The 11,024-nt window shown below is 44.3% G+C and carries 11 protein-coding genes; 2 read left to right on the top strand and 9 right to left on the bottom strand.

The features are described 5' to 3' along the window. Window positions 1-151: 151 nt before the first annotated feature. Window positions 152-1,357, bottom strand: coding sequence for a threonine ammonia-lyase (gene ilvA, locus ACH0QE_RS08515; RefSeq protein WP_415800274.1), 1,206 nt, complete (start codon window positions 1,355-1,357; stop codon window positions 152-154). A 197-nt stretch (window positions 1,358-1,554) separates the two neighbouring features. On the opposite strand from ilvA, the gene ACH0QE_RS08510 reads away from it, so the two are divergent. Then, complete coding sequence (locus tag ACH0QE_RS08510) at window positions 1,555-1,959, top strand: hypothetical protein (RefSeq protein ID WP_415800273.1); 405 nt, start codon at window positions 1,555-1,557, stop codon at window positions 1,957-1,959. A gap of 61 nt (window positions 1,960-2,020) precedes the next feature. Here ACH0QE_RS08510 and ACH0QE_RS08505 read toward each other — a convergent pair whose 3' ends face one another. Beyond that, the gene (locus ACH0QE_RS08505; RefSeq protein WP_415800272.1) at window positions 2,021-2,503 is read right to left on the bottom strand and encodes an Lrp/AsnC family transcriptional regulator; all 483 of its coding nucleotides are present in this window, start codon (window positions 2,501-2,503) and stop codon (window positions 2,021-2,023) included. Window positions 2,504-2,712: 209 nt separating this feature from the next. Here ACH0QE_RS08505 and ACH0QE_RS08500 point away from each other — a divergent pair, with 209 nt between their 5' ends. Beyond that, window positions 2,713-3,660 carry a DMT family transporter gene (locus ACH0QE_RS08500; RefSeq protein ID WP_415800271.1) on the top strand — a complete coding sequence of 316 codons (948 nt, stop codon included), beginning with the start codon at window positions 2,713-2,715 and terminating at the stop codon, window positions 3,658-3,660. Window positions 3,661-3,669: 9 nt separating this feature from the next. Here the strand turns inward: ACH0QE_RS08500 and ACH0QE_RS08495 are convergent, their stop codons facing one another. The 7 genes from ACH0QE_RS08495 to ACH0QE_RS08465 all read right to left on the bottom strand — a co-directional run bounded on the left by ACH0QE_RS08495 (window position 3,670) and on the right by ACH0QE_RS08465 (window position 10,225). Further along, a complete protein-coding gene (locus ACH0QE_RS08495) occupies window positions 3,670-4,095 on the bottom strand; it encodes an ASCH domain-containing protein (RefSeq protein ID WP_415800270.1) in 426 nt (141 codons plus the stop codon). Window positions 4,096-4,316: 221 nt separating this feature from the next. Then, the gene (locus ACH0QE_RS08490; protein WP_415800269.1) at window positions 4,317-5,018 is read right to left on the bottom strand and encodes a LutC/YkgG family protein; all 702 of its coding nucleotides are present in this window, start codon (window positions 5,016-5,018) and stop codon (window positions 4,317-4,319) included. Continuing rightward, window positions 5,015-6,439: a LutB/LldF family L-lactate oxidation iron-sulfur protein gene (locus ACH0QE_RS08485; protein ID WP_415800268.1), complete on the bottom strand. Its 1,425-nt coding sequence runs from the start codon at window positions 6,437-6,439 to the stop codon at window positions 5,015-5,017. The genes ACH0QE_RS08490 and ACH0QE_RS08485 overlap by 4 nt, the downstream gene beginning before the upstream one ends. Window positions 6,440-6,457: 18 nt before the next feature. Then, a complete protein-coding gene (locus ACH0QE_RS08480) occupies window positions 6,458-7,174 on the bottom strand; it encodes a (Fe-S)-binding protein (protein ID WP_415800267.1) in 717 nt (238 codons plus the stop codon). A 41-nt stretch (window positions 7,175-7,215) separates the two neighbouring features. Beyond that, window positions 7,216-7,923, bottom strand: coding sequence for a FadR/GntR family transcriptional regulator (locus ACH0QE_RS08475; RefSeq protein ID WP_415800266.1), 708 nt, complete (start codon window positions 7,921-7,923; stop codon window positions 7,216-7,218). Between the two features lie 78 nt (window positions 7,924-8,001). Then, window positions 8,002-9,582, bottom strand: coding sequence for an L-lactate permease (locus ACH0QE_RS08470; RefSeq protein ID WP_415800265.1), 1,581 nt, complete (start codon window positions 9,580-9,582; stop codon window positions 8,002-8,004). Between the two features lie 346 nt (window positions 9,583-9,928). After that, window positions 9,929-10,225, bottom strand: coding sequence for a nucleotidyltransferase family protein (locus tag ACH0QE_RS08465; protein ID WP_415800275.1), 297 nt, complete (start codon window positions 10,223-10,225; stop codon window positions 9,929-9,931). Between the last annotated feature and the right edge of the window lie 799 nt (window positions 10,226-11,024).

Below are 11,024 nucleotides of genomic sequence, written 5' to 3'. Positions count from 1 at the left end.
TCGACGGCTGCGGGTGGTTTTCTCTTTCTCAAGATTCTCTACTTTTTCACCTCATTGAGCCAGCTGCATTTTCCCAGAAAGTATTGACGTTCCCTGTGCTTCTTCTTCCATTAAGAATGAAAGCATTAGGTACGTCCCCATGCTCATGTGGTTATTCTTCCATCTGCAGCTGAAATCCCTGTTTTCTTAACTTCTTCTCTAGCTGCTCTATATGTTCATGGTCTTTCGTTTCCACTGATAACTCCAGCTGAGCAAAGCCTGGATAGATATGCTTGCCGATTCGGTTAAGGTTGACGGATTGGATGTTTGCGTTCAGTTCAGTTACAGAGCTCAATACTCTTTGCAGCTCCCCTGGCTTATCTTTTAAGGTGATGATAAAATGGGCAAACCTTCCGGATTCAACCAGTCCTCGCTCAATGAGCCGGGAGATAAAATTGACATCGACATTTCCCCCGCTTAAAACAACGGCAACCTTCTTACCGCTAAGCTTCACTTTATCGTAAAGCAGTGCTGCAAGCGGGCTTGCCCCTGATCCCTCAACCAGCAGCTTATTTCGCTCCAGGACGAGAAGCATGGTTCGGGCTATTTCCATCTCGTCGACACAGAAAATATCATCAACATAATTTCTAATGATTTCAAAAGTCTTTTGCCCAGGCTTCTGAACAGCAATTCCATCTGCCATCGTTGGGGCTGCTTCAACAGCGACAGGTCTTTTTTCTGTTAACGACTGTTTCATACTAGGACATGCAAGCGTCTGAACACCATAAACCTTAATATCCGGATTTTTCTCTTTCACCGCCAACGCGACACCCGCAATAAGCCCTCCCCCGCCAACAGGGCAGACAATCACCTCAACATCAGGCAGCTGATCAAGTATTTCCAAACCGACTGTGCCTTGTCCGGCAATGACTGCCTCATCATCAAAGGCATGAATAAAAGTGGCGCCAACCTTGTCTTTTAGCTCCAATGAAAAGGCGAGAGCTTCATCAAAAACTGCACCTTCGAGTATGACTTCGGCTCCGTATTGCCGTGTTGCCAGCACCTTGCTGAGAGGCGCACCTTTCGGCATGACAATCGTGCACCGAATGCCGAGCATCTGGCAGGAATACGCCACGCCCTGGGCATGGTTGCCGGCCGAAGCTGCCACGACGCCTTTTTGGAGCTTTTCGGATGGCAAGGATATGAGTTTATTATAAGAACCCCTAACCTTGAAGGACCCTGTCTTTTGCAGGTTTTCAAGCTTCAAATATACTTCATTATTCGAGAGATTGCTGAACGTTTTAGAATAATCAAGAGGTGTCGTATGTACAATTCCCTTCATTTTTTCCCGCGCTAAAATGACATCATCCAAGCTCATTTCCAATCCCCCTGATCCCCATTTAATTTCTTTTTATGTTGCTCTGAGAAAGGAAAAGTATGTAAAAGAGACAGAGGGAAGGTTCACGTCTCTCAAGTTCACTTATATTTACGATTGAGCGTCTACTTCAAGTAATCCTCGGCAATCATTATGTTACAATGCTGAAAAGGGATCATCCATGGAGGAGGACGGGTAAAATGGCGTTTTTCATTTCCTTGATATTCATTGTGATTTCGGTATTCATTTACCTCATTTTTAAAAATGAGCTCGAGCGGATGTTTCTTAGAGGAAAGGAGTTTTTCCCTTTTCACATCTGCAATGTGCTTATCATTTTAATGGTGGCTTTTGCATCCCAGGCGGTTATGACGAGATATGTTTTCGAGCAATCATTTCATATCATCAGAGATGTACTGATCCTCATCGCCATCATTTTACCTGTTTACATTTCCGGGCACTTAGCCTTCGAAAAATACAAATCCGTCTACCGCAAATTTTCAGCCGCCGAGAATGGAAAAGTACTCGTACTGAACGAAAAGTATCTAAAAAAGAAAAAGCGATTTAAAAGCCTCAAACACTATAATGCTATGTCCAAGGAAGAATAACCAAACGGATGCGCTGTCTTGTTTTAGGTTTATGGCGACAAAAGAACCGTCCCCCCACGTCTCACACTTCCCCACTGATTGGCAGTACGGTGGAGTCTTTGATTTCCCTTAAAGCGAGACTTGTCTGAATCTTGGTGATCCCCAGTTCATTCAGCCCTCTGATAAACATCTCCAGTCCTTTTCGATCTTTACAGGCCACCTTTAACAGATAATCATATTCTCCAGTGAGGCAATGGCATTCCAAGACCTCTTCCATTGCTTCCAGGGTCTCTTCCAATGATTCAAGCTTTTCCGCCTGATGCATATTAGTGCTCATAAAAACAAAGCACAGCAAATCAAAGCCTAGTTTCTCATGATTCAAAATCGCGACCTGTTTTTTGATGTACCCTTCACCTTCAAGCCGCTTGATTCTGGCGTGAACGGCCGGAGCAGATAAATTCACTCGTTTCGAAAGTTCCAGATTGCTTAACTGGGCATCCTTTTGCAGCAAATCGAGAATTTTTATATCCACATTGTCCAAAACCTTGCTTACAACTGATTCCACGATTCATCCCCCTTTTTAAAAATTCAAAATACCAGCGAAAAAAAGACCAGGATTTGAATTTTCATAACTATATTTCTATTATACTTTTATTTATTTCGAATTAAGTCAATTATACAAAATTATCTTTTGTCATCTTAGGAAAATGTTAAAATAATTCATATAACGTAAGTCATTGTGCACAATGGCTCTGATTAAAGGAGCCAAATGACGTGAGATATTATTTACTATTACTTTTAACGAGTTTTCTTTGGGGCGGCAATTTTATCGTGGGGAAGACGCTTGTAGACCATGCTTCTCCGATCACCTTGACCATTTTAAGATGGGCCATTGCGATCATCTGTCTGATCCCACTTGTCTGGTGGAAAGAAAAAAAGCTGATACCGCCAAAAGAATCCATTCTGCCCCTATTTATAATGGGAGTCACCGGGGTCGCCTTATTTCAGGCATTGCAATTCATGGCACTTGAAAAGACATCTGCAACGAACGTTGGCTTGATCTCGACATTGAATATGTTTTCGATTGCGGCATTCTCTTTCTTTTTTCTAAAAGAAAAGATCAATAAACTTCAATTCCTTACAATGATCCTCTCCCTATTTGGTGTTCTGCTCGTCCTTTCAAAAGGGAATATGAATTTATTATTTTCCTTACAGTTCAATAAAGGAGACCTTTATATGATGGCAGCTGTGGGAATGTGGGGGATTTATTCGGTCAGCAGCAAGTGGGCGATGACGACCGTTACACCAATGATGTCCATCCTCTACTCAGGTATTTTCGGCCTGCTCGTATTGCTGCCTTTTTCCATCAAAGATTTCACGGTAACCAACTTGAATTCCTCCTTTATGCAAGGCATTTTATACACAGGCCTTGTCTCGACCGTAATCTGTATGGTCCTCTGGAATATCGGAGTCAATAAACTGGGGCTAAGCACTTCCGGGTTGTTCCTTAATTTCAATCCCATCTTTACCGCCGTCCTGGCCTTTGCTTTTTTAGGAGAGAACATGACATGGATCCAGGCCGCTGGCAGCGTCATTGTTATTGCGGGCTGCTTTTTATTTACACTTTTGAAAAACAAGCCTGTAAGGGTCATGATTCCGATTACTGCCCGTATTTTAGCAGGCAAAGCTAACAAAACTGAAAAAGTGCCTGTTCCCCGTTGAACAGGCACTCTACACCTCATACTCCCATAACCCAAGCCTTCCTTTTGCCGGAATGAAGCGGTCCAGCATCTTCATATCCCGGACTTCCCAGACATATCCTCCCACTTTATAATCACCGAGGAAAAAGTCATTGCCTGATACCGTCCTTCCATCCTCCAACACTGCCCATGTTTCGTTGTTTTCCATCACTCTCAAACAATTTACAAGCTGGCAGACAGCAATGATTACGCCAGTTGGAAGATTCTCTGTCTTAAACCCATGCTTTAACAGCAGCGACTTGATCGCCACATGGCTGCAGACTCCCTTATCGATCTTTTTGCTGGTGTGAATCGCAAGAGGACCGCGATACTTCGTTCTCCATGATCTCGTTTCATATTGAGACTCACCCAGAACAAAAAGACTCGCCCAGGGCTGAATCATCGACAACACCTTCACTCCCACCATCACCTGCTTCAGTAGCTATTTTGTATATAGCGTTTCCTGGCATTTCTTAAAAAACACGGGGAAGTTTTTCTGTGTCATAAAATTACGCATTTCATGTCATCAACTAATATATTGGCAATAAGAAAAGGGAAGCATAAATCCGCTTCCCAACTGTCTAACTATTAAACTGGTATTTAGCGCTTCGCACAATTAGTGAACGTCAAACCCATCTCCTAATCCACCACAATATAAGTGGCTTTAACAGGTCCATGAACTCCGACGATCAAGTTCATCTCGATGTCGGCACTATTGCTTGGACCGGTGATGAAGCTGACGTATGATGGGACGTCTTCGCCATTGGCCTGGGCCTGATGGATATGTCTGGCCGCCTGGGTCATCCGGGGCACTAGGGTGCTTTTCGGGATGATGGCGATGAAAGTTCTCGGCAGCAAGCTGATCGAGCGGCCATTGTCTTTCGTATTGAACGATGTCACCGTGCCAGACTCGGCAAGCGTGATGTCACTGAATACAATCCCCACATCAGCGCGTTCTGCAATCTTTTGATTTTTCTTGCCCAGTGCCGAATCCCACACATGGACATCGAGTTGACCCTTCTGCTCTTCAAAAAACTCAGTCACTCCATACTCCTGATAACGCGCATCTTTGGACGTAATGATTAACTTGCCTTCATAAGCCTCCAGCGTTTCGTTCAGCACCTTGGCCAGTCCGTCTCGGTCCGTCCGTTTAAATGTGGTATGGATGACTTTGCAATGTTTTTCAAGTACATCAACTAATTCGTCCTGGCTCATGCCTTTGAACACTTCATCCTGCGGGGTGACAGTCCACTGAGGCCGCTCCACTCCTGCTGTCCGTCGCTCCCGCCCAAGTCTGGACGCCAACTTATCTAAAAAGGCTTCTCGATTTTGGATGCTCATTTGGATTCACCGTCTTTCTGTCTTTGCTTGAACCACGAACGGAACGATTGTCCCTGTGGCGCATAAAAATCGCGTACATCCGTCCACGCTTTCAATGGTCCCGGTCCGTTTTCAATCATGCCGTCTTTTGTCCAAGGACCAAGAGCTGGTTTCGCCATTTTCGCACTCATATTATAAATCGACGGGTTAGAACCCCATGCCGCAAAACCTTTCATCATCAACTTTTCAGCTGTTGGAGCCATATTTTTTTCCACAATGATTTGACGATGACGAATGAGATGCTCATGCAATGGAATTTTTACCGGACAAGCTTCGGTACATGCCGCACACAATGTCGATGCATATGGAAGCTCTTTATGATCCTCATAACCCTCTAGCAACGGCGTGATGACCGCACCGATCGGGCCTGGATAAATCGAGTTGTACGCATGTCCGCCGATATGACGATAAACAGGGCAAGCATTGATACAAGCTGCGCAACGAATGCAATGCAGGGCGGATTGGAACTCAGTTCCGAGAATCTTAGAGCGGCCATTGTCGACAACAACCAGGTGGAATTCTTCTGGTCCATCAACTTCTTCATCAAGGCGTGCTCCGGTAAGCGCAGTGATATAACTTGTTAACTTCTGGCCAACTGCCGCGCGCGTCAATAAGCTGACAAGGACCTCCATCTCTTCCCATGTCGGCACGATTCGCTCCATGCCCATCACCGTAATCACCGTATCCGGAAGAGCCGTCACCATTTCAGCGTTTCCTTCATTTGTGACCAGCGTGATCGACCCGGACTCTGCAATCGCAAAGTTACAGCCTGTCACACCGACATCAGCAGCTAAAAAGTCCTGGCGCAGCTGTTCACGGGCAAAGGCGGCCAGCTCTTCCGGCGTATCTGATCCGGTATATCCTTTTTTCTTCGCAAACGTCTCACGGATTTGCTGTTTATTTTTATGTAACGCAGGAGTTACGATATGGGATGGCGGATCTTCATCCAATTGTAGAATCCATTCGCCCAGATCCGATTCAACTACTTCAGCGCCAACTTCCTCAAGCGCCTTATTCAAACCGATTTCCTCGGTTACCATCGATTTCGCTTTGACGACTTTTTTCGCTTGCTTCTTTAAAATAATCTCTTTAACATACTGGTTTGCTTCTTCCGCTGTTTCGGCAAAAAACACATGGCCGCCGCGTCTGGATACCTGCTCGCTTAATTGCTGTAAATAGTAATCGAGGTTTTCCAGCGTATGGTTACGGATTTCCTCACCCAAATTCCGCCAGTCCTCCCAGTTGCCGAGCTCCTCAGCCTGAGTGATCCGGCCAGTCCGGAATCTTCCTTGCGCGGAGGAAACAGCCTGCCGCATAAAATCATCTTTTATTCCTTTTTGGATACGCTCTTTATAAGGAACCTCGCCAATTTTAATGCTCATCTTTTTTCCCTCCGTTTCTTAGTGAGTATTTAAAATCTCAGTGATGTGAATGATCTTTACTTTTTTGCCTTCGCGCTCCATGCGCCCTCCGATATTCATCAAGCAGCCCATATCCGCGCCAACCAAATACTCAGCTTGAGTTTCTGCCACGTGTTTTGACTTCTCACTCACCATCTCCTGAGAAATCATCTGGTTTTTCACGGCAAACGTTCCGCCGAATCCACAGCAATCCTCTTCCCACGGCAGGTCAACCAGCTCAACACCTTTGACATTCCGCAACAGGATTTTCGGCTGTTCTTTTACACCAAGAAGACGTTTCATATGGCAGGAAGAATGGAAGGTCACTTTTCCTTTAAAAGTCGAACCCAAATCTGTAATGTCTAACACATCAACAAGGAACTCGGTAATTTCATAGCATTTGGCCGCAAAAACCTTCGCTTCTTCTTCCCACTGAGGGTCGCCAACAAAAATGTGCGGATATTCCTTCAGCATGCTAACGCAAGATCCTGATGGTCCAACGACATATTCCGAATGGCGGAAAGCCTTCATCATTTGCTTCATCGCTGCTTTCGCTTCTTCTAAATACCCGCTGTTATAGGCAGGCTGCCCGCAGCATGTCTGCTCCATCGGATAATCCACTTCACATCCAACTCTCTCTAGGATCTCAAGCGTATTTCTCGCCACATCCGCAAAGAGAATATCACTAAGGCACGTACTAAATAATGAAACCTTCATATTTGTTCACCTCATGTAAAAGTCGTCCGACGCCGCCCGAATTACTCAATGTATTTAAAAAGTCGGTCCTGGACATTTTGCAAATGCTTAAGCATTGCTTGGCGCGCTTCGTTTGGCTGTCGGTTTTTAATTGCTTCAAAGATTCGTCGATGTTCGGAATGCAGATCATCTACGATGTTATCCGAATACAGGAGCACCTTCCTGGTTTCCTGAATCGTTTGCGAATTCAGCGCCGAAACGCTGCTCATCAGATTAATCAACAATTTATTATGTGTCGCATTCGCGATCGCAACGTGGAAATCAAGATCCGCTTGCGAAGCGAGCTCTTCATTTCCATTGGCATGTTCCATCACGATCAATGCTTTTTCCATATCAAGCAAATCTTCTTCTTTGTGCACAGCAGCTGCCTGTGCAGCGGTGCCGATTTCTAAAATCTTACGGACTTCATACAGTTCCTTCACATCTTCAAGCTTCATTAAGAAAGCGCTGGTGACGGGCAATTGGAATTTCGACGGATCAAAGGTATTCACAAACGTCCCTTCACCCTGGCGCATTTTCACCAGCCCCATCGTCCGCAAACCACTTAATGCTTCCCTGATCGTGGAACTCCCAACGTCGAAGCTTTTCGCCAGCTTTTCGACGGAATCTAATTTATCACCTGGTTTTAACTCACCAGTTTTAATCAACTCAATGATTGAGTCAGCAACTTGTTCATAAACCTTTTTTGCTTGCACACGTTTATATGGCATATCCTTCATCTCCCATCTATTCCCTTTTATTATACAGAGAATTTAGCTCTCCGAAAGATAGTGGGACCTTTTGGCAGCTTAAAGTAAGTTCAAGAAGATAAAACCAGACACTCCCGCCAGAATTCCATAAAGAATCGCAGGCGCCAATGTTTTACGAATGATTTCTCCTTCTTTACCGGAAACCCCAACAACCGCACTCGCCGCGACGACATTATGCACACAAATCATGTTTCCTGCGGCTGCTCCAATGAGCTGGACTGCCAGCACGATATTCGACTCCAGGCCAACGGCATCCGCGACATTGAATTGAATTGGCGAAAACGTTAACGTCGAAACCGTTGCACTTCCAGTAATGAACGCTCCTAACTCACCAAGGAATGGAGCAACGAAGATCCATACAGAACCTAGTGAGCCTGCAAAGGATTCGGCAATATACTGCGGCATACTGACTAGTTCATTAAGATTCATCCCCGAGTTAACAAATACTTGAACCATGGAAAGCGTCGCAATCAAGGCAACCGATGTCATTTTCATCGTTGATAACGACTCTTTCGATGCATTGGTAAACGTCTGATACGATTTACGCTGGAATAAGAACGCAAAAACTGCTGCAGCAGTAAGGATCGTTCCTGGAGAATATAAGAATTCCCAGGCAGATGTCACACCCTCAACTCCTAAAATATTGCTCCAGGTAAAGTCAATCGCTGTCCTCGTAAACTCTTTCAGCGCTGGAACAATCCGTGTGAGCAGCAATAAAAGAACAACAACGACATATGGTGACCAGGCTGTGACTATGCTCATCTTTGATTTTTCAGTCGAAACGACAAAACCCTTTCGCATTGCAGCCTTCCATTCCGTCTTCGGAAGCAAGAAGCCTTTTTTCGCGGTCAATGTTGCCATCGCCAGGGTGATGAGTGCGGCAAGAATCGAAACAAACTCATGCCCGAAAAGGCTAGCTACCAGTAACGCACTGCCTGTGTAGATAAAGCCAATCATCAGTGTCCACGGAAGCATCGGCAACGCATCTTTGATACCGCTTCCAAAGAAGACCGTTAACACGACCATTAAAATGAACGGAATGAACGAACCAGCGAGTAAATCAAGACTCGTCACGGTAACCGCTATGTCATGGAAAAAAGGAGTATCGGCACCCGGAATATTGCTCAATCCCACTGCTACAGGTGTTCCAACCGCCCCGAACATGACCGCGGTACTGTCACCAATCAAGGCAATCGTTGCAGCCGCGATCGGCTGGAACCCCAGAGCCAGCATTAACGGTCCAGTAACCATCGCAGGCGTTCCAAAGCCTGCCGCTCCTTCAATTAGTGAACCAAATAAAAAGGCAACAATAATGACCTGCACTCGCATGTCACCAGAAATGCTTTGAAATCCCTGGTTAATCCTGACGACCGCTCCCGTATTTCGAAGCGTGTTCAACAACACCAATGCACCAAATAAAATCCAAAGAATAGTCAGCGTTTTATGTACCCCTTGAAAAATCGACGCCAATACCACTTGTCCTTCCATCCCCCAAGTAGTAAGCGCTAACAAAATGACGATCAGTGAACTCAAGGCCATCCCCTTAGCCGCTGGCATCCGCATGATCACAAGGAATAAAAACGGAGCGATAATCGCACTTAACGCAATCAGCAATAACATTTGATTCCTTCCCCCTAGTTGCTTGTAAGCTTGATAGTTTCATAGTTTTTAAGACGTTTTGTTTAAAAATGCGCGACAGATATCTGGTCATCAGATGACCTCATTATTTTTTCATACTTTTTAAAAGAATTCAATAACAAAAATCACAAATGGGTAGAAGGATGTGATGCTGTCGCATTAAAATATTAAAACCAGAAAAAACCCAAACCAAAGCCCTTGGCAAGGAGTAGTATCTTTTCAATAATAAAATTGCGATAAAACAAAAAAAGCATCCCGTGGGATACTGGAATCGTACATTCTAAGTGATACAGCGTCTTTTATATCTCCCAGGAAGACTTTTCGCTCTCTATGCATACTTAGCACTCCTTAGAATGCTAGGCTTCAGTGCAGGCTTGATATCGTTGATAATAACTAAATCCACAGGTTTTTGGAAGGTATCTTCAAGATAAAACTTTAGGTCCATATAGTTATCAAAGGATAAATGAGAATCACTAAATTCAACAATCACATCAATATCACTGTCATCTTTTTGCTCTTCACGGCTATACGATCTAAACAGGCCAATACGCTTAACACCGTATTTTTCACTCCATGAACTTAAATTTTTGGAGAATACATCATGGATTTCTTGTTGTGATACCATCATATCACCGCCATCTTTACTTTTTTCAATTACTTACATTATAACATCCCTCTTTTTATTTATTCTCCAGAGGAAGAAAAAAGCCTTGCTCTATGCAGGACTTTTATTATAAAAATAAAAGCCATTCAATCATTTTTATTATTTTTGACAGCTTTACCCTCTTCTCCCTCAAACCTGTCACAATAACGGGGGATTCTTGACAACTTTACCCTCTTCTCCTTCAAACCTGTCACAATAACGATGGTTTCTTGACAGCTTTGCTCTCTTCTCCCTCAAACCTGTCACAATAACGTAGGATTCTTGACAGCTTTCCCCTCTTATCCCTCAAACCTGTCACAATAACGTTGGATTCTTGACAGCTTTACCCTCTTCTCCCTCAAACCTGTCAAAATAACGATGGATTCTTGACAGCTTTACCCTCTTCTCCCTCAAACCTGTCACAATAACGATGGATTCTTGACAGCTTTCCCCTCTTCTCCCTCAAACCTGTCACAATAACGGTGGTTTCTTGACAGCAATAGCCTCTTAACCTTGAAACCTGTCACAATAACAGCTGATTCTTGACAGCTTTACCCTCTTCTCCCTCAAACCTGTCACAATAACGATGGTTTCTTGACAGCTTTGCCCTCTTAACCTTTAAACCTGTCATAATAACGTAGGATTCTTGACAGCTTTACCCTCTTCTCCCTCAAACCTGTCACAATAACGATGGTTTCTTGACAGCTTTGCCCTCTTAACCTTAAAACCTGTCATAATAACGATGGTTTCTTGACAGCAATAGCCTCTTAACCTTGAAACC

This window comes from Mesobacillus sp. (assembly GCF_047739415.1).
In the GTDB taxonomy this organism is placed as follows: Bacteria; Bacillota; Bacilli; order Bacillales; family Cytobacillaceae; genus Mesobacillus.
Note: the sequence above shows the minus strand (reverse complement) of the source record. Positions and strands in the feature narration are given on the sequence as shown.

Bases quoted from the DNA above. Each gene is read 5' to 3' on its own strand.
- ilvA (WP_415800274.1), bottom strand. From the start codon at position 1,357: ATGAGCTTGGATGATGTCATTTTAGCGCGGGAAAAAATGAAGGGAATT.
- ACH0QE_RS08475 (WP_415800266.1), bottom strand. From the start codon at position 7,923: ATGCCATATAAACGTGTGCAAGCAAAAAAGGTTTATGAACAAGTTGCT.
- ACH0QE_RS08485 (WP_415800268.1), bottom strand. From the start codon at position 6,439: ATGAGCATTAAAATTGGCGAGGTTCCTTATAAAGAGCGTATCCAAAAA.
- ACH0QE_RS08480 (WP_415800267.1), bottom strand. From the start codon at position 7,174: ATGAAGGTTTCATTATTTAGTACGTGCCTTAGTGATATTCTCTTTGCG.
- ACH0QE_RS08470 (WP_415800265.1), bottom strand. From the start codon at position 9,582: ATGTTATTGCTGATTGCGTTAAGTGCGATTATCGCTCCGTTTTTATTC.
- ACH0QE_RS08465 (WP_415800275.1), bottom strand. From the start codon at position 10,225: ATGGTATCACAACAAGAAATCCATGATGTATTCTCCAAAAATTTAAGT.
- ACH0QE_RS08490 (WP_415800269.1), bottom strand. From the start codon at position 5,018: ATGAGCATCCAAAATCGAGAAGCCTTTTTAGATAAGTTGGCGTCCAGA.
- ACH0QE_RS08510 (WP_415800273.1), top strand. From the start codon at position 1,555: ATGGCGTTTTTCATTTCCTTGATATTCATTGTGATTTCGGTATTCATT.